Consider the following 25,382-nt stretch of genomic DNA (forward strand, 5'->3'; position numbering starts at 1 on the left):
TTCGCTCAATTAATGATTTCTTCAATATTTTTGTAATCTGTTGATAATAAGGATGTTGCCATGACGACATGTCTCTCTGGCTAATAGCGCCAGCATTCCGGGGTGCTGTGGAATCCCGTATGGACACTTAAACGGGTGATTGATCGACGTCCTTTATCCAACCTCTGATTTCTACTGGCCACACCTAGGGTTCAAGCACACTCCCTTCTGATCAACGGCTGCTTTCTCTTCAGTTCATTAGACAGCGTATTTATTGGCGCAGTCTTGAAAAATTGAAAAAAAACTTAAAATAATTAAAAACCACTAGGTAAGTCTAGGAAAGAGTTAGATCATCGAATGGTAATATTTGGTCAATAAATTGTTCATTTCTGTGTAACTAAATGCCATGAACCCTTAAACATCGACACGATGAAGAAGCTCTATCAAGCAGTTATCCTTAGCGTATTGACTGGCAGTTTTTCGGTCCTAGTCTATGGACAGGAAATGAGTGCAAAACGAACAAACACGCCACTCAGTCAGACTGAGCTGGTTATGCTGAACAGCTCAGACAATAAAGCAGCGCGTACAGTGGCCAGAACGACAGATGTAGTCGTGTCGGGGAGGGTAATTGATGAAAAAGGAGCGGGGCTTCCCGGGGTGAGTGTCGTGGTAAAAGGGACGACCCAGGGAACAACGACAGATGGGGAAGGACGCTATCGCCTGTCGGCCCCTACTACGGCGGCAACGCTGGTCTTCAGCTTCGTTGGCTATCAGAAACAGGAAGTACTCATTGGCAATCAAACGGGCATAACCGTCACGCTGGCACCAGACGATCAAACGTTGAATGAGGTCGTTGTGGTAGGGTACGGGTCGCAGCGTCGGCAGGATATTACCTCGGCGGTTTCGGTCATCAATATGAAGGATATTGGTGAACAGCCCGCCAACAACCCGAACCAGATTCTTCAGGGACGGGCACCGGGGGTAGTTGTCAAGCAAAAAAGCGGCACGCCCGGTGGTGTTTTCGAAGTGCGGGTTCGGGGTATCGGTTCGCTGGGAGCCGGTAGTAATCCGTTGTATGTTATTGATGGTTTCGCCGTTGGCACTTCCGTCGGGCAAAACTTGAACCCCAATGATATTGAGAGCGTCACGGTTCTGAAAGATGCCGCTTCGACGGCTATTTACGGAGCCAGAGGTTCCAACGGGGTAGTGCTGATCACTACCCGGCAGGCTAAAGAAGGTAAGGTAAATGTCAACCTGTCGCTCGATTATGGTCTTCAGACCGTGCCGAGGTCCCGACGGGTAACCATGTTGACCGGCCCTGAATTTGCCCAGTTCAAGAAAGACATATACATGGATCAAATTCGGATCCTTCAGAATCGCGAACCCGCCGAAAGCGAAGTGCCCCTTGGCTACCGTTTTCCGGAACAGACCAAGTATTCCACGAACTGGTTTGACCTGATCATGCGTGACAACGCACCCTATTCTGACTTAAATATGACGGTATCGTCAGGAACCGGACCTCTCAAGGCATTGGTGTCCGTTGGGTATTATAAAGAAGATGGCATTATCAAAAGAACGAATTATGACCGTATATCGGTGCGGTCCAACCTGGGTGGGCAGGTCAATAAGTTTATCACCGTAGGCTTGAACATCAACGGGACGTATACCCGTCAGAATCTGGCGAATACCGACGGAAGAAGTGCGCTGGTAGGGGGCGCCCTGCTGATGGACCCTCGGGCAACACCGTATAATGCCGACGGTTCGCTCGTTCCCTACATCAACGGAGTCGATGGCGTATTTGGTTTTCCTAACCCGCTCTACGTCCTGGAGAATGTCTATCGGAAACGTAATATCTCTGATTTATTGACCAATGGGTTTATTGAAGTAGCCTTTCTGAAAGATTTTAGATTCAGAACTTCCGCCAACGTAAAACTGACGAATAATACCTTCAAGGAATATGTTCCCTCTACCATTGGGTTGCCGGTGGCGTCGGGTACGGCGGGGGCGCCCCCACGAATTGCTACCGAAAGGGACGATACAGAAGAATTAACGAATTACTCGTTGGATCAACTGCTCACCTACAAGCCTCGTCTATCCGCCAATCATAGTCTGGATGTGCTGGTAGGCTATACGGCCCAGCAGGAAAAAGCACGTGGCTTTGCGGGTACCGGCAATACCTTTCCAGATGACCTGGTCCCTTTCCTGGGGGCAGCTTCTATTCGGTCGGCCTCGTCTTATGAGCTTGGATGGAGCATGCTGGCGTTGCTGAGCCGCGTCAATTATTCTTACAAAGACAAGTATCTCTTCTCCGCATCGTATCGGCGGGAGGGAAGTTCGCGTTTCGGGGCCAAGAACAAATACGGCGATTTTCCGGCTGCGTCTATAGGCTGGCGGATTACTGAAGAATCTTTCATGCCTAAAACGGCCTGGCTCAGCGACCTTAAACTTCGCGCCAGTTGGGGCGTAACGGGTAATAACGATATTGGTAACTACCCCAGTCTGGCGTTTGTAGGGGCCAACAATTACATCCTGGGTAATGCCTTCGCGGCTGGTAAAGTAGTCAGTTCGTTTGCCAATGCAGAGTTGAAGTGGGAGAAGTCAAACCAGTTGGATATTGGTATGGACCTTGCCCTGTTTAACAGCAAGTTGATCTTTAACGCCGAATACTACCGCAAGATCACCAACGATATGCTCCTGCCGGTATCCATACCGTCGGTGTCGGGGTTTACGACCAGTCTGGACAATATCGGTAAAGTAGAGAACCACGGCTTCGAACTGGGTGCCGAATTCCGGACTGCCATCGGCCAGGTCAACTTCCGCACCAATGCCAACATCAGCTTCAACCGGAACAAGATCCTGGCCATCAAAGGAGCTAATGATGCGCTGTATTACGGCAGCTTCTATGGCGGTTATAATGTTCAGAAAGTAGGTCGCCCGGTGGGCATGATCTATGGCTACAAAAAGCTGGGTATTTTCAATACCCAGGCCGAAATCGACGCGGCACCCAAGCAGGATGGTGTCATTCCGGGCGGGATGAAGTTTGCCGATACCAACGGCGATGGCGTTATCTCATACGATACGCAGGACATGGTTGAGATTGGCAACCCGAATCCGGCCTTTACCTGGGCCTGGACATTTGCCGCGGATTACAAACGGTTTGATATAAACTTGATGTTCCTGGGTGCGCAGGATTTTGATATTTACCGCAACATCGAAGCGTCGACTATGAACATGGATGGCGTGTTCAACGTGCTGGATAAAGCGAAAGATCGGTGGCGGTCGGCCAGTAATCCCGGAACAAATCCCTCCGACGTGCATGCGCAGGGCGGTACCAGTTACTTTAAATGGTCACGCGAGAGCAGCGACCGGTATGTATATGATGGCAGCTATACCTGGTTGAAAACCGTAACCATCGGCTACAACTTTCCCCGGTTCAAATCCATCCTGAGCAACGCCCGGGTGTTCCTGACCGGCAACAACCTGCTCATGTTTACCAAGTATCCCGGCAATAACCCGGACGCGGGTGTACGAAGCACGACCGAACCGAATAATGACGATGAGTCGTACCCGGTCCCCAGAACGTTTGCTGCTGGTATCAAACTCAACTTCTAATCGCCACGAACATGAAAAATAAGATTCTTATCGGAACCCTTTTTCTTTGCTTAGGTCAGTTTTCGTGCAGCGATGATATGCTGATCACAACCGACCCGACCCGGATCGGGACCGACCTGTTCTATAAAAACGAAACGCAGTTTTTACAGGCATTGAATGGTGTGTATGGCCAATTGCAGGGCATTACCAACGCAGCCTATATCTTTCAGGAGTTTCCTTCAGACAACACGACCCTCGATTTCAATCCGCTCGATCGGGGAGGAGCTGCCGGATGGGAAGCTTTCGAATTCTCGACCGTTAACCAGGGCAACGGCGAAATTGCCAATGTCTGGAACCTCTACTATTCAGCCCTGTACAATACCAACTATACGCTGGAGAAGCTGGCGACCAGTACGCTGGACGCCACCGCAAAAGCACCCATCGAAGGTCAGCTGAAGTTTCTCAGAGCCTATTTTTACTTTCATCTGGTTCAGTACTTTGGCGATGTTGTTCTGGTAACGTCCACGCTGGATAAACCCGACAAGGCCTTCGATTTAGTCCGGTCTCCCCAGGCCGATGTATGGGCGCAGATTGAGAAAGATCTGAAAGAGGCTGTTCCCTTATTGCCCGCCACCTACCCCGCGTCTCAACTGGGGCGGGTAACAAAAGGGGCGGCTTCAGGTCTGTTGGGTAAGGTTTATCTGACCCAGAAGAAATACGCCGATGCCGTCACGACGCTGAAGCAGGTAACGGGGTACTCATTAAACCCAATTTATGCCGACAACTTTAATCCGGCGAAAAAGAACGGCCCCGAATCGCTCTTTGAAGTGCAGTATCAGGGCGGTAATGATCTGGGTGAGTGGAGCAACTTTGCGTATATATTCGCCCCCCGATTATCAGCAGGGGCGGTAACCGGATTTGCCAATACAACGCCTGGTGGACGGAATATCCCGACCAACGATATGATCGCAGCCTACGAACCCGGTGATCTGCGGAAAGATGCCTCATTGAAAACCAGTTATACCCTGAATGGCAGTGTGGTACCCATTCCATACGTAACGAAATTTACGTATCCACACACCATTACCGGCCGTACGGATAATAACTGGCCGGTACTCCGGTATGCCGATGTGGTGCTGATGCTGGCCGAAGCCATCAATGAGCAGGCCGGCCCAACAGCCGAGGCTTTAGGGTATGTAAACCAGGTCCGTACCCGGGCGGGTCTGAAAGAGTTGGCAGGGCTCGACAAAGCGGCTTTCCGGACCGCGGTTTTGAAAGAGCGCCGGGTGGAACTTGCCTTCGAGAACCATCGCTGGTTCGACCTGAAACGGACCCTGAGTCCTACGGAGTTAGCGGCCTTTATGAATGCCCATGGGGCCAAAGAAAAAGCGAAGCCAACAGTAGATCGGGGTGGAATTTCGTTTAATGCATTAGATTATGTATACAGTGACTTCGAGTACTTTTTTCCGATTCCGGCTCCGCAAATTCTGATTAACAATAAATTGACCCAAAATGCTGGCTATCAGTAGCCTGTGAATAAATCGACATATCAGAGCCGTGGCCACGGCTCTGATATGTTAGCCCCATTTCTTAACTCATTACCTCAACCTGATGACTGTAGTCGCTGAATCGTTCTGGCTCTGGCAATTTCTGGGCCGATTACATCCTTTACTGGTTCACTTTCCGGTTAGTTTACTCTGTATTGCGTTATTGCTCGAGGCTATCGGCTGGTTTCGTAAGTCGACCGAAATGCAGGCCGGAATCCGGGCTATGGTCTGGATTGGAGCCATTAGTTCTATAGTGGCCGCTGCGCTGGGATTGATGCTGGTAAATCAGGATGATTATGGCGGTGATACCGTAACCATTCACCAATGGTCGGGGCTGGCAACGATGACGCTGGCCATCCTGACGGTGCTGGCACTACGTTCTGGCCGTACCGATCTATACCGGGGTCTGCTGATCACAACCGTGCTGGGCGTTAGTCTGGCGGGCCATTACGGGGCAATGCTCACCCACGGCGACGATTACCTGAGCAGTGTTCTTCCCTTCGGAAAGGGAGGCAGCACCCCCGTTACCAGTGATACACAGTTTGCCTTCGCCAGCGCTACAGATGCCAATAAACCCCTGGACGAAAAACAGATTGGTGAGCTGAATCTGGAAGTGCGGTCTATTCTGGCGCACAACTGCTACAGCTGCCATAGTGCTACCAAAATCAAGGGTGGTTTGCGGCTGGACAAAAAAGAGTTTATCATGAAGGGTGGCGAAGACGGTAAAATTCTGGTAGCCGGTCATCCTGAGGATAGCGATATGATCCGGCGCATCAAACTCCCCGCTGGTCATGAGGACGCCATGCCCACCAAAGGCAAGCGACTGAGTGAACACGACGTTGCCCTGCTCGAATTCTGGATCAAGCAGGGAGCTCCCTGGCCGAGTGGTGCCGAAAAGAGCATTTACCGGGTGGCGGCCCTCGAACCTCGTTTACCTGCGCTTCCCGATTCGGGTGCCGGGCTCTCGAATCCGGTGGATCGCTTCGTGAATGTCTATTTTCAGCAGCATAAAATTGCGTGGAAGGATGTCGTCAGCGACCGGGTGTATATGCGCCGGGTATATCTGGACGTTGTGGGACTCCTGCCAACACCGCAGGAGATCCAGACGTTTGAAGCCGATGCCCGACCCAATAAGCGGGAAATACTGGTCAACCAACTCCTCAGCCGCAATACCGATTATGCCCAGCACTGGCTCACGTTCTGGAACGACGCCCTTCGCAACGACTATACCGGTACGGGCTACATCACCGGCGGCCGCTTTGACATCACTAACTGGCTCTATTCTTCGCTCAAAGCCAACAAGCCTTACAATCAGTTTGTGCGGGAGTTGATCAGCCCAACCAAGGAGTCGTCGGGATTCATCAAAGGAATTAAATGGCGGGGAACCATCAATTCGAGCCAGCGGACCGAAATGCAGGCGGCCCAGAACGTATCGCAAGTGTTGCTGGGGCTGAACTTGAAGTGTGCGTCGTGTCACGATAGTTTTATCAGCGACTGGAAACTGGCCGATGCTTATGCCTTTGCCAACGTTTTTTCGGATACAACGCTGGAGATCAATCGCTGCGATAAGCCCACGGGCAAGCTGGCCGGACGCAAGATCATTTTCGAGAAACTGGGCACGATCAATGGCAAAGCCACCACCGACGAGCGACTTCGCGAACTGGCTGAATTTCTGGTACAACCTAAAGACGGGCGGCTGTATCGCACCGTCGTGAATCGGGTGTGGGCGCAGGTGATGGGCCGGGGCATTATCGAACCCGTCGATGTCATGGACAACGATCCCTGGAGTCAGGATTTGCTGGACTGGCTGGCGTCGGATTTTGTGGCGAATGGGTACAATATCAAGCGGCTGATGGCAACGATTCTTACGTCCCGAACCTATCAGTTACCTTCCGTTGGCCTAAAAGACGCGGACTTGATCACATCGCCCAACTTTGTTTTTCAGGGTATGGTCCGCCGTCGGCTCACGGCCGAGCAGTTTACCGATGCTGTCAGTATGGCGTTCAGTCCGGTGTATATCGACACGTCGATTGTGGAGAAACTGTTCCCTAAACAAATAAAGAAAGAAGCTCCCTTTGCGCGGGCGGCACTGGTCAAAAACGACCCGTTCCTGACGGCGCTGGGTCGCCCGAACCGCGAAACGGTTAGTACCAGCCGGTCGTCGCAGGCCAACCTGTTGCAGGCGCTGGAACTTACCAACGGCGAGCAATTTAACGAAGCCCTCAAACGGGGAGCCCAGCAATGGAAAGCCACCTACCCAACAACGGATGCGCTGGTGAAAAACCTGTACTGGAAAGCCCTCGGGCGGGAGCCTAAGCCTAAAGAACTGGCCGTGGCCCAAAAAATAGTCGGTAAAAATCCGAGTACAGAGGGTATTCAGGATCTGGTGTGGGCCATTAGCCTTCACCCCGAGTTTCAGTTGATTTATTAGGTTTTGAGAAACCGACCATGGCAGATTTAAGAATCTGCTACCACTCACCACACCACCTCAACCAGGAAACGGGTTGATAGCATGCATCAGACACATATATTAGATAGTAAAAAATAACGATCAGTGACTTATAACTACCTGATAGACAACTTTCGGGTATTGAGGTAAGTACAGTCGGTTTTGAGCCAGATATACTATGAGACATAACTGGAATAGACGGGAGTTTCTGCAAAAAACAAGTGCGGCTACGCTGGCGGCTATGGCAGCGGGTGCCCCCATGTCGAGCCTGTTATCAGGTTGCCGCCGGACGCCGAAGCCGGGCGAGACCAACGGTACCGCCGACACGGTCATTCTGCTCTGGATGGCGGGCGGCATGGCCCATACCGAAACCTTCGACCCCAAACGCTACACGCCTTTTGAAAAGGGCATGGAAGGCAACCGGGTGTTGAGTACCTTCAAGCCCATACCCACGGTGCTGGACGGAATCAATTTTTCGGAAGGACTGCAATCCATTGGCAAGGTTATGGACAAAGGAACATTGATTCGGTCGTATGTGGCTGGTGATATGGGCCATATTCTGCACTCACGCCACCAGTACCACTGGCATACCTGCTACGAACCACCCCAAACGGTTGCGGCTCCGCACCTGGGTTCCTGGATTGCAAAGGAGTTGGGTCCCAAAAATCCGGTCATTCCGGCTTTTGTCGATATTGGGCAGCGGTTCACCGTGGGCGAGGCCGAAGAGCTTAAGGCGTTCCATACCGCCGGTTTCCTGGGCAATGAATACGGCCCGTTTTTCATTCCCGACCCTAGTCAGGGGCTGGAGAGCGTTCGGCCGCCGGTTGGCATGGATGCCAAGCGATTTGAGCGACGGAATCAGTTGTATAATGATTTGATCAGCAATGGCCCGATGGGTGAATTTGGCAGCGATTACCAGAAAGAGTCGCTCAAACGGTCGATGGAGCAGGCGTATATGCTGCTCAACTCCCCCGAAGCCAAAGCCTTCGATCTGAGCCAGGAGCCCAAGGCCAGTTACGACATCTACAATACCGGTAAGTTTGGCCTGGGCTGTTTGCTGGCCCGCCGACTCACCGAACAGGGTGCCCGTTTCATCAGCGTCACCACCGAATATGAGCCGTTTAAAGGCTGGGATACGCACGAGAATGGGCACACGCGTCTGGAAGACATGAAAAAGCAGATCGACGGCCCCATTGCGCAGTTGATCAAAGATCTGGACAAAACCGGACAACTCGATCGTACCATGATTATTCTGGCCAGCGAATTCAGCCGGGATATGATGGTAGAAGGGCGACCCGATGCCAAAGTGCAGGAACAGGTTAAACAGCCGGAAATACTGTCTGACCTTAAGTTCTATGGCATGCACCGTCACTTTACCGACGGCTGCTCCATTCTCATGTTCGGGGGCGGTATCAAAAAAGGGTTCGTTTACGGCAAAACGGCTGACGAGCGCCCCTGCAAAACCATCGAGAATCCAGTACATATCGATGGCATTCATCAAACGATTTACCATGCGTTGGGTATTGCGCCGGATACCCATTACGAAGTTGAAAAGCGACCATTTTATTCCACGCCCGATGGGCTGGGGAAAGCGGTTCTGGATTTGCTGGCTTAGGGTTGTGCTGTCAGTTTCTTAAAACCGACACGGTAGATTTCCTAAACCCTACTGCATAGGCTGTCAAATTGACGAGCTTAACCGAAGGGGTATGGTGGTGACATAGATCGCGGATACGATACTATCCTGAATCAAATAAATCGTGCAGTATGCGTAAGAGTCTAATCTATTTACTGGTTTTAGGTGCAGGAATTGCCTGGTATTCCCAGGCCTGTACGACCAGTTCAGGAAGCAACGGCGGTTCGGAAGACCTTCCGGAGATGGTCAGCTATAATTTTGATATCCGGCCCATTCTGTCTGACAAATGCCTGGCCTGCCACGGTCCGGACGCCAACAAGCGCGAAGCCGGGCTGCGGCTCGACATGGCTGAAAGTGCGTACAAAGCCTTGCAGGAACACCCGTCGGCGCATGCGCTGGTGCCAGGCAAACCGGAGTTGTCGGAAGTGTTTCTGCGGATCAGTTCGCCGGATACGTCCATCATGATGCCGCCCCCCTCGTCCAACCTGAAACTGTCGGCGCGAGAGATAAAACTGATCGAGAAATGGATCCGGCAGGGAGCTGCTTACGAGAAACACTGGGCCTTTGTCGCGCCCACTAAGCCCGCGATTCCGCATGTCGAACGAACTGACTGGGCGAAAAACGAGATCGACTACTTCATCCTGCAAAAACAGGAACAAAAAGGGCTCAAACCCAATGATGAAGCCGACAGAGAGCGGCTGCTTAAACGACTGAGTCTGGACCTGACCGGGCTGCCGCCCAGCCTGCAGACCATGGACCGTTTTCTGGCCGATAAAAGCGCCAATGCCTACGAAAAAATTGTCGATGAGTTACTGAAGAACCCGGCTTACGGCGAAAAAATGGCGCTGCACTGGCTCGATCTGGCCCGCTATGCCGATTCGCACGGGTACCAGGATGATGGCTACCGAACGCAGTGGCCCTGGCGGGATTGGGTCATTCATGCGTTCAACAAAAACATGCATTACAATGATTTTGTGAGCTGGCAACTGGCGGGCGATCTAATGCCAAACTCTACTAAAGAGCAATTGCTTGCCACTGCCTTCAACCGGAATCACAAAATAACGGAGGAGGGTGGCGTCATACCGGAAGAGTACCGGACCATGTACGTGACCGACCGCAACGACCTGTTCGGAAAGGGGTTGCTGGGGGTAACCCTTGAATGTGCCCACTGCCACGACCACAAGTACGACCCTTTTTCGCACAAAGAGTATTACCAGATGTTCGCGTTTTTCAACAACGTGAAAGAAGTGGGCATCGAGTCGGTTATTGGCGGGCCCGATACCTACGCCAAGAAGCCACTGATGGAAATCTGCGACGAAGACATCCAAAGTATCCTGTCCTTCGTCAACAAACGGGATACCAACCGACTGATCGTGTCGGTGATGGGCGATCTGGATACTACGCGCAAGACCTTTGTGCTGAAACGGGGTGTCTACGATGCCCCCGGCGAAGAGGTGCAGCCCGGTACGCCCAAAGCCATACTGCCGTTCAATCCCAGTTACCCCAAAAATCGGCTGGGACTCGCCAAGTGGCTGTTTGATCGAAAGAACCCGCTGACGGCCCGCGTGTATGTTAACCTGTTATGGCAGGAATTTTTTGGGAAAGGGATCGTAAAAACGTCCGGTGATTTCGGGATGCAGGGCGACCTCCCGTCGCACCCGGCTTTGCTCGACTGGCTGGCCGTCGACTTTATGGATCACGGCTGGGATATAAAGCGGCTGGTCAAACAGATGGTGACGTCAGCTACCTATCGACAATCGGCGGTGATTACGCCCGAGAAACTAGCCGCCGACCCGGATAATATACTTCTTGCACGGGGACCGCGCTACCGAATTCAGGCCGAGTTTATTAAAGATCTGGTGCTGAGCAGCAGCGGTTTGCTGAACCCAACCATTGGGGGGCCGAGTGTGAAGCCGTATCAACCAGCTGGGTTGTGGGAGGGAGCTACATCGGGGCGCGGACTGCTATCGGTTTATAATCAGGATCACGGATCAAGTCTGTATCGGCGGGGTATGTACACGCTCATCAAACGGACTGTTCCACCGCCGTCGATGGCTATTTTCGATGCCAGCAACCGCGATCTGTGCGAGGTGAAGCGATTGAAAACCAATACGCCCCTGCAGGCACTGGTCATGCTAAACGACCCGACGGTACTGGAAGCGTCGCGGGTGCTGGCGGCCCGGCTGTTACAGGAAAATAGCGACGTAGAGGCTAAAATCAGTAAAGCCTTCCGGCTGATCGTGAGTCGCAAACCCAGCGGGAAAGAAACCGAAATACTGACCGGCTATTACGATAAGGAGTTGAAAAAACTCACCCCATCCGTCGCCGAGAAATCGCTGGCTGTTGGCGAGTACCCGATTCCTGCCCGAGTCGACAAGACTAAATTAACCGCGTTAATGCGCGTCTTGACGACCATTTACAACCTGGAAGAAACCATTACAAAGTCCTAAATGGGACACAGATTGACGTATTTCCAATCATCTATCTACTTCAGTACTAGTTAGCTGGATCATACCTAATCATACTGATCATAAACATCAGTCCCGGCCGCGGGTGCGGTTCTATTATGGAAAAAGAAATTCTCGAACACGGTCTGAATTTTAACCGACGCCGTTTCCTCTCCCGGCTAAGTCTGGGTCTGGGAAGCGCTGCTTTGGGTTCGTTGCTTATTCCTGATCTGTTTAGTGGGTCCGGGGCCGAAGATGGACTGACACCCGGTATTCCGCATTTCGCGCCAAAAGCCAAACGCGTCATTTACCTGTTTCAGAATGGTGCCCCCTCACAGCAGGAGTTGTTCGATTACAAACCCAAACTGCGGGAGATGATGGGGCAGGAGATGCCGCCTTCCGTGCGGGGAACGCAACGGCTTACGGGTATGACCGCCAACCAGAAAGAGTTTCCGCTGGTGGGTTCTTTTGTCGACTTTAAACAGTACGGCGAGTCGCGGGCGTGGGTTAGCGATCTGTTTCCGTATACGGCCAAAATCGTCGACGACCTCTGTATCGTGAAGTCCATGTTTACCGAAGCCATTAACCACGACCCCGCGCTCACATTCCTGCAAACGGGTTCGCAGCAGGGCAACCGGCCCAGTATGGGCTCCTGGCTGAGTTACGGGCTGGGGAATGAAAATAAAAACCTGCCCAATTTTACCGTGTTGCTGTCGCGCGGGATTGGCAACGGGCAGGGTGTGTATTCCAAGCTGTGGTCGAATGGGTTTCTGGATTCTATTCACCAGGGCGTTCAGTTCAGCAAAGGCGAAGACCCCGTGCTGTATCTGCGTGACCCCGAAGGAATGGATCGGCAGGCCCGCCGGGAGATGCTCGACAATCTGGCGCAGCTCAACGATTTATCCTATCAGGAGTTTGGCGACCCGGAGATCAGCGCCAAAGTGAAGCAGTACGAAATGGCGTACCGCATGCAAACGGCCGTGCCCGAAGTGATGGATTTGTCGAAGGAGCCGGACGATATTATCAAGCTTTACGGACCCGATTGTCTGGTGCCGGGCACTTTTGCCGCCAACTGCCTGCTGGCCCGCAAGCTATCCGAGAATGGCGTGCGCTTTGTGCAACTGTACCACCAGGGCTGGGATCAGCACGGCAACCTCCCGTTTGAGATCGCGAAGCAGGCCAAAGACGTCGATCAGGCATCGGCTGCACTGGTGACCGACCTCAAACAGCGCGGTCTGCTGGACGAAACACTGGTGATCTGGGGCGGTGAATTTGGCCGTACCAGCTACACACAGGGCAAACTTACCAAAGATAATTACGGTCGCGATCATCACCCCCGCTGCTTTACGATCTGGATGGCGGGTGGCGGCATTAAGCCGGGTATCGTCTACGGCGAAACCGATGAAATGGGCTATAACATTATTAAAGACCCTGTTCATGTGCACGATTTTCAGGCAACGGTCCTGAATCAGCTTGGCCTGAACCATGAGAAATTGATCTTCAAACACCTGGGCCGCCGGTATCGGTTAACCGACGTGTCGGGGAAAGTGGTGCATGATATTATTGCCTAATTGTACCCATGGGATTTATCCCGTGTTCTCCTTGATATAAAAACACGGGATGAATCCTGTGGGTACGGCAAATTATTTAGTTGGAGATGAATAAAAAACTAATCGGTTTTGCGGAGCAGGCGTTATTTGCGTCGGTAGTTTTCGTCCTGTTTTTGTTGCTGTTCAATGGCAAATTTGTGGTTCCTGTCTGGCTGCAACCCCTCGGGCGGATGCACCCGCTGCTGCTGCATTTCCCGATCGTTATTTTGTTGCTGGCTATGGTTATGGAGGCTTTTCGCTCTCGAACGTCCAGCGTGTCGAACCCCGCCTTTGCTGAGTTTTATCAACATTTCCTGAGCAGTCTGCTGTTGATCGGAGCGTTGTCGGCGGGCTTGACGGTCATTATGGGTTTATTCCTGGCCAAGGAAGATGGCTATAGTGGTCAGGTGCTGACCTGGCACAAATGGTCGGGCGTGGCTATCTTTTTCATGGCGTCATTCCTATACTGGGCCCGTCCTAAGGTCTGGTATACGGCCATGATAGCCCGGTTGGGGGCGGCTGTAACGGTGCTTTGCCTGATTGGGGCCGGTCATTATGGAGCCACGCTCACCCACGGTGACAACTTCCTGTTCGAGCCGATCAGCCGGCTGGAAAAACCCGCTCCGGTCGCGTTCGACAAGGCCATGGTCTATGCCGATGTCATTCAACCCATTTTTGAGCAGAAATGCATTAGCTGCCACAATGCCGACAAACTGAAAGGGCAGTTGAATCTGGCAACGATCGATGCCATGCTGAAAGGGGGTAAAACCGGTAAGTTATTTGTAGCCGGAAAACCCGATATGAGTTTGCTGCTCGAACGGATTCATATGCCGATGGAGGAGAAAAAACATATGCCGCCATCGGGTAAAACGCAGCTCACACCACAGGAAATGACCCTGCTGGCCTTATGGGTAAAGGGCAACGCCGAACATAAAAAGAAACTGATTGACTTACCCGCTACCGACTCGTTACGCCTGATGGCATCGGCCTTGTTCAAGCCTGCGGAGCCGGTGGAGCAGTTTGATTTTGACCCGGCAGACGAAGAGACGGTAAAGAAACTAAATAACGACTACCGCACGGTGGCTCCACTCGCCAGAGAGTCGCCCGCCCTGGCCGTCAACCTGTACAATAAAGACACGTACTCGCCCGAAAAATTAGCGGAACTGAGCCCCGTGAAAGAGCAGGTCGTCTATCTGAACCTGAACAAGATGCCCGTAAAAGACGCCGATCTGAAACGAATTGCCGAGTTTGATAATCTACAAAAACTGGACCTCAATTTTACCGACATTACAGGTTCGGGGCTTTCAGAACTGGATGGGTTGAGTCAACTGAAAACACTCGCCCTCTCGGGTACCAACATCACGTTCGACGTGTTGCAGAAGCAGTTGGGGAACTTCAAGAAACTGCAAACGATTTCGCTTTGGAATACCAAACTTACGCCTGTACAGATAGGCCAGTTGCAGAAGGTGTACAGAAATATTCAATTCATTGCCGGCTTTGACGGGGCCGACAGTGCTCCCATCACGTTGAATCCCCCGCAGATAAAAAATAGCTCGACTATTTTTACCGGCACCGTACCCCTTCAGCTAAAACACCCGATCAAAGGCGTTCAGATTCGCTACACCACTGACGGCACCGAACCCGACAGCCTGCACTCCCCCGTATTTACCAACCAAACGGTACTCTCCCAACCGACTCTGGTAAAGGCGAAAGCGTACAAAGCGGGCTGGTATGGAAGCACTGTTGCTACATTCGATTTTTACAAGAGCACCTATAAACCCGACAGTGTCAATTTGCTCTTCCCGCTCAATCCGGTTCACCAGGCCGATGGGGCGCATACGTTTTTCGATGGCCGACTTGGAACGTTCAATGCCAACAGCCCGGCTTGGGCCAACAACTGGGGTGGATTCAGGAAGTATGACATGGCCCTGGTTTCGGAATTTAAAAAGCCGATTTCTGTAAGCTCCGTTGCACTACGGGTCATGGTCGAAGAGGAAACGAGTATTTTTCCGCCAGAAGTCGTTGAAATCTGGGGCGGTAACAGCCGCGAAAAGATGACATTACTCGGCACGCTAAAACCCGGAATGCCTGTCAAAAAAGAGAAGCCTATCCTGAAAGCTGTCGTGTGCGCTTTCAAGCCGCAAACCGTTTCGTTCCTGAAGGTCATCGCCAAACCCGTCAAAAAATTGCCCGACTGGCATCCTAATAAAGGCAATAATGCCCTGTTGCTGGTCGATGAGGTGTTTATCAATTGAGATGACCTGCTCAATCGTCATCCTCATCTTCTTCACCTTCCTCTTTCTTCCCTAGCCGGACAAAGGCGCCCCGACGCGGGGCAGGCATTACGCTCTTTGGGCCGCGAACGGTTTGCCAGACGATCTCGCTGAAAATGAGGTCGTCAATATCGTCGGGGCGGCTCAGGTTGAAGCGCGAGGAGCGTTTGGAGTTGTTGTTGACGGCTACGTTCCTTTCGTTGAGGTCGATCTCGGCCGCCCTGGCGATGAAGGGTGTCGGATCTGCTTTTTTGGCGAAACAGCGCCACAGGGGCGTGGCGGCAGCATCGTACTGACTCATGGGTTTGAGGCCTAAGATAAGCTCGATGGTTCGGAGAAGACCCGAAGTTGAATACATGGTATGATCGACGTAGCCCCGTTTCACAAAGCCACCCGCCACAAAGGCGATTGAGCGGTGGGCGTCTACATGGTCGGGGCCGTTCTGGGCGTCGTCTTCCAGAATAAACACTACCGATTCGTTCCAGATCGGACTTTTTGATAGATGCTCCACAAACCGACCAACGGCCAGGTCGTTATCGGCAACAGCGGCTTCGGGTGTGGGCATACCTATTCGAGCGCCCGATGTATGGTCGTTGCCCAGGCGCACGGTATTGAGCCGGGGCAAGGTGCCGGCGGCAAGCAGCGCATCAAAATCTTTCTCCCAAACCTCAACCCGTTTTGTATCCATATAAGCCATGTCAAAGCCTTTGAAATCAGGGCAGTTGTGGCCTTCCAGCACTTTGATGTTTGGTTTGTTATCCACGAACCAGCCGTAGCTTCGGAACGTTACACCTGCCCGCTGGCAGTGGTCCCAGATAAAGCCATCGCGCGGATGGGCAATTTCTTTTTGTCCTTCGTAATCATACGTACCGCCCCGGCCCCCGTAGCTGGTGACCCAGTTCTTCTCCACATAATCATTGGCGTAAGCCGCCGAGGACCAGTTATGCCCATCGGCACTCACTTCGGCATCGACGTAGAAGTTGTCCAGCAGCACAAATTCTTTTGCCAGTGCGTGTTGGTTGGGCGTTACTTTTTTGGGGAACAGACAAAGAGCCGGGTCGCCGTTGCCTTCGGGCATGTCGCCCAGTACCTGATCGTAGGTGCGGTTTTCCTTGATGATGTAGAAGACATATTTAATCGGTGACCGTGCCGACGAACCACTTCCCCCAACGCGCATAGGGATCGGGTTCCCGGCTTCGCCTTCTGCCAGTTGCTCTTTACTTTTCGTATACGGCGTATTGGCGTAGACCAGCCGTGAGTAAGCGGCTAATACATCGGTGGTGGGTACGTCGATGACGGAAAGGGTGCCTTTAAATAAGCCGGCAATGTATTGTTCACGTCCCGTGTTGGCTTGCGGATTGGGCCCCACCTGCTGAGGTGCGCGTGACCGCACGGGGTTTGGCCCTTTCGGATTCGCCTTCGAGGAGAAGCCTTTGCCGTTCGTAACAAAAATCCGGGAGCCGATCACTTTCACCGCTGTTGGATACCAGCCCGTTGGGATAAAACCGCTGGAATGACTATGACCTTTGCTGGTCACATCAAAAACCGCCAGGCAGTTATTGTCGGCGTTGGCAATGTAGAGTGTATTCTCGTCGTCGCTCAGAGCCAGCCCGTTGGGTGTCGTGCCCAGCGGTGCATTGGGGAAGAGCGACGTTGTCAGGGTTTCAATCACCTGCCGTTTGGCCACGTCGATCAGGACAACCGTATTATCGTTTCCGTTAGCCACATACAGGTATTTGCCATCGCGGGTAAGGAGCAGATCGTTCGGGTTTCTGTTGGTCGGAATTTTAGCCGTTATCGCCTGCGTGTTCACGTTGACGACCAGCACACTGGCCCCACCCCAGAGCGAAACAAACAGTTCGTTTTTGTCGGGCGAGAGCAGGCAGGTGTAGGCAGCCGCTCCCAGATTGAGCTTGTGAAGTGTTTTACGGGTTTGGGTGTCGGTAATGTAGAGTGAACTGTCCTCTTTCGTGACGACATACAGGCGGTTTTTGGCATCGTCGACGGCCAGACCGGTAGGGGATACTTTAACCGGCCAGGGCTTTGCCAGCACGATGGATTCATCGGGCACGAGTTTCTCGTTTTCAATCCGGTAAATCAGTATCTTATTGTCGTTGCCCCCCGAGGCATACAACCGGTTTTCGTCGGCGCTAAAGGCCAGACCCAGGTAGGATTTGCCTACTCTGGCCGTATCCAGAATCTGGTGCGTCTGGGCGTCCAGCAGCGTAATGCTCTGGGTACTCTGTCCATTATTCGTGACCGCCAGATATTTCTTGGTAGGAGAAACGACCAGATTCAGCGGCAAGTCGTCCAGATTAACGCTCTGTCCCGGTGGAGTTAAAGACCAGCCATTGGGCAAATGGACACGAGCCGCAGCCAGTTTCTGATACACGTCTGTTTCCTGCGACGAGCCAGACGAATGGCTGGTCCGATGGCAGCCCGCCAGTAAAGACATTAGGAACAAAGGGCTGGCTATGTAAAACAATAAGGAGCGAAGGGCCATGCGATGAATGCTGATAAACGTTACTCGATAAGGAGTCGAAACCTCGGGAAAATCTACTGATATCGGTGTAGGATGTCTGTTAAATTATTAAGAACAATCAAGTCGGCCTGTATGCCGGAGGGCGTTTTGTGGGCTGGTATCTGATGTACAGATCTCCCGTCGACGGGTCTTTCCAAAGTTGATCCCCTTTTTCGATTCCACATTCTGGAATTTTATTCCAGACCATAGACGTCTGTTCTGTTACTGGTTTAGAAATCTTCTGACAATCAATGGGTTATTTAAGTGGCACAGTATTCGAGTACCTGTTTGTCAAACTTAGAAAGTTCATGGAAAACAAAGACGCACTGTCCATCTTCGTTGTCGACGATGACCCCTTCTGCCAAAAGATTTATGAGCAGCATCTTCATCAGTTAGGCTACAGCCAGGTCCGGCTGTTTAGCGATGGACAGTCATGCCTTAATCTGCTGACTGAGCTTCCCGATGTTATTTTTCTGGATTACCAAATGGAGCCGCTCGATGGCCTTGAAGTACTTCGGAAAATTAAACGCTTTAACCCGGACATCTACCTGGTAGTTATTTCGGCTCAGGAAGATTTGCAGGTGGCTGTCAACGCACTCAAATACGGCGCTTTCGACTACATCATAAAAGGACATGACGACTTTGCTAAAATGGACACAGTTCTGAAAAAAATTCAGGATGTAAGGGCCCTGTTAAAGCAGCGTCCTGCCGGACGGTGGAATAAACTGCTCACCCTTGTTGGTCTGGTCTGATGCTGAATACACGTATTCGTTCATGGCTGGTTCTGTCCATGTTCTGGCTGACCAGTTGTGCGTCTCACAACCTGTTTCAGGCCGGACCATCCCAACAAGTGGATTCCACTTTTTTTAAACAGGAAAGCGTTCAATATACCATCCGGAAAGATGATAAACTCAGCATCAGTATCTGGAATCATGATGACCTGAGCGTGGGGTCGCTTTATAGTATCTACAGCGCCAACGAGGTGTATGGCAAGTGGGTCATGGTCGATCCGAATGGCGAGGTGCCCGTGCCGAAAATCGGAAAGGTGAAACTGGTGGGCCTCACGCTCCTGCAAGCGCGGGAACGGCTGCTGGCCGAGTTTGGCAAATGGATCGTCAACCCCATTATCGACCTCAAAGTGCTGAACCGCGAAGTGACGCTGCTGGGTGAACTGAAAAACCCCGGCAAGCTGCTGCTCGAAAAAGAAGCCAACAATCTCGTCGAATTGCTCGGGCGGGCCGGGGACTTCGACCTATACGCCGATCGGCAGGCGGTGCAGGTGATTCGCACTATCGACAATAAGCCCCATACCATTAGCCTCGACCTGACCCGAATGGACCAGTTTGCGACCAAAAATATCCAGATCATACCCGGCGATGTCATCTACGTGCCCGCCCGGAAAAGTAAGCTTTGGGATAAGCGGGCCGGGCCGAGTGTGCTGCCGGTAGCGAGTGCCATAACGACCCTGCTCGTACTGTTCAAGTTCTTTATTTAATCGGTTGCCATGTCTGAATTATCAAAAACGCTGGGAATACTGGGGCCGTTTGTGCGGGGGTTACCGCTCACGGTGGCCATCATGGCGATTGCCCTGTTTTTGGCGGGCCGGTACCTGCGCTATACGACCCCCATGTACGAAAGCATGGCGAAAATCAAACTGGCCGATGCCAATGAAGGAGCCCCTAGTGCCAACCTTTACAAAGACTTCGATGTGTTTGCCAATAGCAATAAAATCCTGGCTGAGGTTGAGCTGCTGAAGTCGACTACCTTGCTGACCAAAGCCTTCTCGACCCTTGACCTGGGCGTGACGATCTACCGGGTGGGGCAGTTGCGAAAAGCCGATTTGTATGGTCAGTCGCCCATTGTGATCACGGCGGCTTTTACCGACCCGAAATGGTATAACCAGTCGTTTTACCTGTCGGTCCGGCGCGACTCCTTGGTAACGATCAACCTGCCGAACGGGAAAAGTGTGAACTGTGAACTGAATCGGATGGTGAGGCTCGATGGGGGAACACTGTTTATTGCCCGCAATGAAGCCCTGCTGCAAAAACGCCACCACCTGATCGTCAACGACCGCTACGAGTTCATCGTGCGCACCAAAGAAAGTGTCGTTGAATCCATTGTGGGCGACCTGGATGTGATGGCTGTTGACAAAGACATTCCCGTTCTTCGGATCAGCTATAAAAGCTCCGTACCACAAAAGGCGGCCGATGTTGTGAACAGTGTGGCCGCTGCGTATATAGCCGACGGTGTGGAGGATCGCTTCCGGACAGCCGACACGACCGTCGATTTTCTGAACCAGCAACTGAAAGATTACAAAGGCCATCTGACGGCCAGCGAACGAGCCATTGAAGGGTATCGAAACGCTAAAAATATCATCAACATAAAGCAGGAAACCGAAACCGACCTGCGCAAAATTGCGGACCTGAAAAAGCAGTTGTCCAGTGTGCACATGAACGTGCTGGCCATCGACAGCCTGAATCGATACGTCAATCGAAACCCTGACTTTTTAAAGTCAGCCCCGAATTTCGAAGCGTTCAACGATCTGTTGTCGACCGAAATTGTCAAGAAAATGAAGCAGTTGCAGGGCGACCGTCGCGAGCTGCTAACGCGGTACACGGCCGATCATGAAAAAGTACGGCTGCTGGACACGCAGATGAAAGACCTGGCCGATTACATGAAGGAGAGCATTCATAACACGCTCACCAATCTTCAGATCAAACACAAAGACCTTACCGAAACTGTCAGCGAGGCAGAAGCCGCCTTTATTGGCCTGCCGACCAAAGAAAAAACCATGACGGTGCTGGAGCGAAACTTCAGCCTCGACGAACAGATATATCGATTTCTCCATCAGAAACGTACGGAAGCCGACATTGCCCGGGCCGCTACGATCTCGTTTCATCGGGTCATTACCGAAGCCAAAGTGGCGCAAAAACCGGTATCGCCCAATCCAACGCTTATTAAAGTGCTGGCAGGTTTTCTGAGCCTGCTCATTAGCGTGGTACTCATTTACGGCGTCCACTTTCTGAAGGCACGGGTGAGTAACGAAGTTATTATCCAGAAAACCTCCGAAACGCCCGTGGCCGCTTCGGTGCCTTTTTTGACCAAAGCCGGTCAGGAAAAGACGTTTTTCCGACAGTGGGTGCTCCATATGGAATTAAAGCAGTGGCTGCTGCCGGGGGCGGTGGTTTCGGTATCGTCGTTCGATAAGCAGGAAGGCAAACAGACCCTTGTGCTGGGTTTAGCCAGGGCGCTGGTGAATTTAGGCAAGCGCGTGCTCGTCGTGGATGCCGATGGTGCTATGACAACTGTTGAGACGGAGGACTCCCTGTCTTATCTGGCCTTACCCACCGTTGCGCAGCGGTGGGAGCGTCCGGCGGTATGGCAGCAGCTGGTAACCGAATGGCGGGATCGTTTCGATGTGGTGCTGATTAAAAATGCCCCGCTCACAACCGAATCGACATCTGTCATGCTTATGGCTTCGGCAACGCTCAACCTCATGGTGCTGGACAGCCGCCGAACCAGGCAAGCCCGAATTCTGGAAGCCGACCTCCTGCGCGACGAGTTGAAATTACCGCTGGTTCAGTTTGTGCTGAACCGGGCCGGGTACACCCCTTCGCTGTTTCGCGAGGGAATTCATTTCGTTCAGAAGTTAAGCCGTTACTGGCCTCTATCCGTTACACCGAAGCGTATACCCGCATGAACCGTTCGCAAATAAAGCAGTTGGTAACCTCCGAAAAATGGCTGGTGCTGGCCGACCAGGTAGTCGTTAGCGGTTCCGCTTTTCTGACCAACCTGCTGCTGGCACAAACGCTTGGCCTGACGGCTTACGGTCAGTTTTCGGCCGTTGTACTGACACAGTTGTTCCTGTTGTCCATTCAGCAGGCCGTGGGTAGCGGCATTTATCAGGTGGTTTGGCCGGGTTTGCCGGTTCCCTTACAAAAATCCTATACCAATGGTTTTCTTTACTTTCAGGTAGCCTGGCTGCTGGTACTGGCGTTGGTGGGGGCTGGTCTGTTCAGTCTGTTGCCTATTGCATTGATTCCCTACGAAACGTCGTTTTTGCTGGCGGCTGCCGGTACAACGGGCCTGTTTCTGTTTCAGGATTTTTTACGAAAAGTGCTCTTGGTACAGCAGCGGGCCGGACGGGCGTTGCTGCTCGATGGCCTCGCTAATGGCAGTCAGCTTATTTTGCTGCTTGTGTTTCATCGGCAGGGCAGCTTATCCCTTGAGGGGGCACTTTTAATCATCGGCGCTACGTTTTTGCCATCTGCCGGGCTGGGTGTCTTCTGGTTAACCCCATCGCGGTTTCGGAAGCCCGAGGCCTGGCTTGTGTGCGGCTATTATCGCCAGCAGGGAAACTGGATGCTGCTGTCGGCCTTAACGCAGTGGTTTGCGGGCAATTACTTTATTGTCGCGGGTGGGTGGTTGCTGGGTGCCGCCACCCTGGGAGCGCTGCGGCTGGCGCAGTACATCTTTGGCTTGTTGAATGTACTGCTTCAGGCGCTGGAAAGCTACGTTGTTCCGAGGGCAGCCCTGGTGGCTCATTCACCGGCTACCTTAAGGGCCTATCTGCAGGGCGTGCTGCTTAAAAGTTTACTTGGCCTGTTGCCCGCATTACTCTTGCTGGTGGTCGGGGCCGAGCCCTTGCTAAGGCTGGTAGGAGGGAGCGACTACCAGACGTTCTCGTACGTCATGTATGGGCTGTCGGCGGTTTATGTTCTTGTGGTTTGCAGCTATCCCATCCGCATCATTCTCCGGGTTCGTTTCCTGACCAAACAGTATTTCGCGGGTTATGTGCTGGCTACGGTCTTCAGCCTGTCGTCGGCGTCGTGGCTGGTGTCAGCCTATCAGCTCACCGGCATATTAATTGGCTTATTTCTTACTCAGGCCATTCTCATCAGTTACTGGCTTTGGGTCTTACATCAAAATAGCTTATTCGAATGGAAATCATTCACCTTATTCTCGGCAAGGCCAATCCGGCCCGAATGAATGGTGTTAATAAAGTCGTACATGAACTGGCCACGCAACAGCAGCAGGCAGGTTATGCTGTAGAAGTATGGGGTTTCTCGGCCAACCCGGTGCACGATTATCCGGCAAGGGCCTATACAACCCGCCTGTTTAGCGCCAGCCGGAACCCATTTCGGGTGGGGGACTCCTGGAAACAGGCCATCCTGGAGCGCCAAAAAACGGCTGTCGTGCAAATTCACGGGGGCTTTGTTCCCCGATTTTCGGGCGCGGCTAGTTTCCTCCAGCAGCACCGCATTCCCTATCTGATTACCCCTCACGGGAATTACAATGAATATGCGTTGCAGCGAAGTCGATGGATGAAACGGCTCTATTTCAGCCTGTTCGAGCAACGGGTTCTGAAAGGTGCGGCTGCCATTCATGTGTTGGGTAAAAGTGAAATAACCGGGCTGCAATCCCTCTATCCCAATCAAAAGTCAGTTCTGATTCCGTATGGTTTTTCGGCGGTAGCTGAGCCCCGTCCGTCCTATGCTTCGGCGTTTATCGTTGGTTTTTGCGGTCGGCTGGATATCGACCACAAAGGGTTGGACCGGATGCTCGAAGGGTTTGCCGATTTTCAGAAAACAAGACCCGATGCCCTGCTCTGGCTTATTGGGGATGGACCCCACCGGCAGAAACTGGAAAGTATGAGCAAGCAGCTGGGCCTAAGTCAGAACGTTCTGTTTTTGGGCAGCCAGTTTGGCGACGAGAAAATTGAACTGCTGAGCCAGTGTTCGGTATTCGTTCATGCCTCCCGCTATGAGGGCTTACCGGTTTCTGTGCTGGAAGCGGCTTCGTTGGGTTTGCCATGTCTGGTTTCCGAGGCCACCAACGTGGGCGAAGTGGTCCGGGCTTTCGATGCGGGCTATGTAATTGGGAAAGGTACCCGTCAGCAGGTGGCGAGCGGATTGAGCCGTATGTATGGCGACTGGCAAACGGGTCAGCTGGCCCTACTGGGGGCGAATGCCCGTCAGATGGTGAACGATACCTACAACTGGCCGCATCAGCTGGCAGCGTTCAATCAGCTTTATCAGCAGATATGGCAGCTACATTAACCACGGAGCGGGATCATAGCCGTTTTCTGGCTCAGGTAAGCTTCTGGCTCACGATTATCCTGTTCATCAAGCTGGGTGGGTTCTTTACCTGGAGCAACAACATTTCGATCACGCGGGTCATCAAAGTCATCAGCCGGATAGCCATGACCAGTTCCATCTGGTACCTCTATCGGGTCATTATCAGGCGGGGGGCGGTGGCGTCGTTCGGGTGGAAACACAGCCTGTCGCCCTTCCTGTATGTCGTTTATCTGTTTTTGGGACTCCTGTCCATTACCTGGTCCACCGACCCCGGCTATTCGGGCCTTCAGTGGTTTATGGATCTGGAAGGGCTGGTTTTTGCTTATTATTTCATCGCCTGTTTTATCCTGATCGATTATTTTTTTGCCGGCAGTACGGTAAAAATGTATCAGGTCATCGGCGATGCGGTGATGATGATGATCAGCATTTTTCTGGTCGGGATGTACATTGATCCCGACACGTTCTATCGGCTGACCCACGGTGGCGAAGAGGCCCGGCTTGGGGGCTTTATCATGAATCCCAATGAACTGGGTATGCTGTGCGCCGTGGGCGTTTCCTGTTTTATTTTCAACATCTACCGGAAGCACCAGCTCATCTGGACGTTCGTTAAGATCGGGCTGCTGATGTGGGCGGTTGTGCTGACGGGGTCCCGCTCGTCTACCATCGGCTGTTTACTGATCGCGTTTTTTCATATCCGTCAATCGTCAAACACCCGACTGAAAGTGTTGATGTATGCCGGGGCCGCCATGGTTGTTCCGCTGGCCGTTCAAAAGTTGCTCATCAAAGAGAATGGGGGAGGGCTCGACGAGGTGATGAGCATGACCGGGCGGCTACCGTTCTGGACGGCACTGCTCACCGAGGGCCTCCCCAAAGCCCCTTATTTTGGCTTTGGTTTCATGCGTATAGCCACTACCGACTACTTCCAGGGCGAGCATATTTTTACCTATGCGGCCAAAATGACTCATAACACGTTTATTCAGGTGTTGATGAATCTGGGCTTTGTGGGGTTCACTATTGTGCTTTTTCAGCTCGTTTTTACCATTCGGGGTTTTTTGCAGGTGGCTGAGCGGGAGAAGAGTCTCATCTGCGTTGGGGTGCTGATTCCGGTCATGATCAACTCCTTCACGGAGTTTGGCATTTTTGGTGAAACGAACTACGGCATCCTGTTCTACCAACTGCTGGTTTTTTACATCAGCCTGTCCATCAACCCCCTTCTAACGCCCGCCGAAAAACTGTATCTCCACCGTCGGCGGCCAGCCTTCCGCTTAGGCTAATT

Annotated in this window: 14 protein-coding genes; 13 read left to right on the forward strand and 1 reads right to left on the reverse strand. The window is 52.4% G+C overall.

Going from position 1 to position 25,382, the window contains the following annotated elements; genetic code table 11:
• Positions 1 to 531 precede the first annotated feature (531 nt).
• The 7 genes from ACYVK4_RS28180 to ACYVK4_RS28210 all read left to right on the forward strand — a co-directional run bounded on the left by ACYVK4_RS28180 (position 532) and on the right by ACYVK4_RS28210 (position 15,490).
• Positions 532 to 3,591, forward strand: coding sequence for a SusC/RagA family TonB-linked outer membrane protein (locus ACYVK4_RS28180; protein WP_461131215.1), 3,060 nt, complete (start codon positions 532 to 534; stop codon positions 3,589 to 3,591).
• Positions 3,592 to 3,602: 11 nt separating this feature from the next.
• Positions 3,603 to 5,099 carry a RagB/SusD family nutrient uptake outer membrane protein gene (locus ACYVK4_RS28185; RefSeq protein WP_461130919.1) on the forward strand — a complete coding sequence of 499 codons (1,497 nt, stop codon included), beginning with the start codon at positions 3,603 to 3,605 and terminating at the stop codon, positions 5,097 to 5,099.
• A gap of 82 nt (positions 5,100 to 5,181) precedes the next feature.
• Positions 5,182 to 7,548, forward strand: a complete 2,367-nt coding sequence (locus ACYVK4_RS28190) for a DUF1549 domain-containing protein (RefSeq protein WP_461130920.1) — start codon at positions 5,182 to 5,184, stop codon at positions 7,546 to 7,548.
• 196 nt (positions 7,549 to 7,744) lie between these two features.
• Complete coding sequence (locus ACYVK4_RS28195) at positions 7,745 to 9,181, forward strand: DUF1501 domain-containing protein (protein ID WP_461130921.1); 1,437 nt, start codon at positions 7,745 to 7,747, stop codon at positions 9,179 to 9,181.
• Positions 9,182 to 9,330: 149 nt separating this feature from the next.
• Complete coding sequence (locus ACYVK4_RS28200; RefSeq protein ID WP_461130922.1) at positions 9,331 to 11,649, forward strand: PSD1 and planctomycete cytochrome C domain-containing protein; 2,319 nt, start codon at positions 9,331 to 9,333, stop codon at positions 11,647 to 11,649.
• A 116-nt stretch (positions 11,650 to 11,765) separates the two neighbouring features.
• Positions 11,766 to 13,217, forward strand: coding sequence for a DUF1501 domain-containing protein (locus ACYVK4_RS28205; RefSeq protein WP_461130923.1), 1,452 nt, complete (start codon positions 11,766 to 11,768; stop codon positions 13,215 to 13,217).
• An 86-nt stretch (positions 13,218 to 13,303) separates the two neighbouring features.
• Positions 13,304 to 15,490, forward strand: a complete 2,187-nt coding sequence (locus ACYVK4_RS28210) for a c-type cytochrome domain-containing protein (protein WP_461130924.1) — start codon at positions 13,304 to 13,306, stop codon at positions 15,488 to 15,490.
• Positions 15,491 to 15,500: 10 nt separating this feature from the next.
• Here ACYVK4_RS28210 and ACYVK4_RS28215 read toward each other — a convergent pair whose 3' ends face one another.
• Complete coding sequence (locus ACYVK4_RS28215; protein WP_461130925.1) at positions 15,501 to 18,011, reverse strand: bifunctional YncE family protein/alkaline phosphatase family protein; 2,511 nt, start codon at positions 18,009 to 18,011, stop codon at positions 15,501 to 15,503.
• A gap of 326 nt (positions 18,012 to 18,337) precedes the next feature.
• Here ACYVK4_RS28215 and ACYVK4_RS28220 point away from each other — a divergent pair, with 326 nt between their 5' ends.
• From ACYVK4_RS28220 to ACYVK4_RS28245, 6 genes are read left to right on the forward strand one after another with little or no spacing between them, the layout of a single operon-like run.
• Entirely contained in the window at positions 18,338 to 18,781 is a 444-nt protein-coding gene (locus tag ACYVK4_RS28220) for a response regulator (RefSeq protein ID WP_461130926.1), read from the forward strand.
• Positions 18,781 to 19,524, forward strand: coding sequence for a polysaccharide biosynthesis/export family protein (locus ACYVK4_RS28225; RefSeq protein ID WP_461130927.1), 744 nt, complete (start codon positions 18,781 to 18,783; stop codon positions 19,522 to 19,524). The genes ACYVK4_RS28220 and ACYVK4_RS28225 overlap by 1 nt, the downstream gene beginning before the upstream one ends.
• A 9-nt stretch (positions 19,525 to 19,533) precedes the next feature.
• Positions 19,534 to 21,729 (forward strand): GNVR domain-containing protein, encoded by a 2,196-nt coding sequence (locus ACYVK4_RS28230; protein WP_461130928.1) that lies wholly within the window; start codon positions 19,534 to 19,536, stop codon positions 21,727 to 21,729.
• Positions 21,726 to 23,018: a lipopolysaccharide biosynthesis protein gene (locus ACYVK4_RS28235; RefSeq protein ID WP_461130929.1), complete on the forward strand. Its 1,293-nt coding sequence runs from the start codon at positions 21,726 to 21,728 to the stop codon at positions 23,016 to 23,018. Before ACYVK4_RS28230 ends, ACYVK4_RS28235 begins: the two co-directional genes overlap by 4 nt.
• On the forward strand, positions 22,970 to 24,088 hold the full coding sequence (locus tag ACYVK4_RS28240; protein ID WP_461130930.1) for a glycosyltransferase family 4 protein: 1,119 nt from the start codon (positions 22,970 to 22,972) through the stop codon (positions 24,086 to 24,088). The genes ACYVK4_RS28235 and ACYVK4_RS28240 overlap by 49 nt, the downstream gene beginning before the upstream one ends.
• A complete protein-coding gene (locus tag ACYVK4_RS28245) occupies positions 24,073 to 25,380 on the forward strand; it encodes an O-antigen ligase family protein (protein WP_461130931.1) in 1,308 nt (435 codons plus the stop codon). The genes ACYVK4_RS28240 and ACYVK4_RS28245 overlap by 16 nt, the downstream gene beginning before the upstream one ends.
• Positions 25,381 to 25,382: the final 2 nt, after the last annotated feature.

It is taken from the genome of Spirosoma aerophilum, assembly GCF_054782495.1.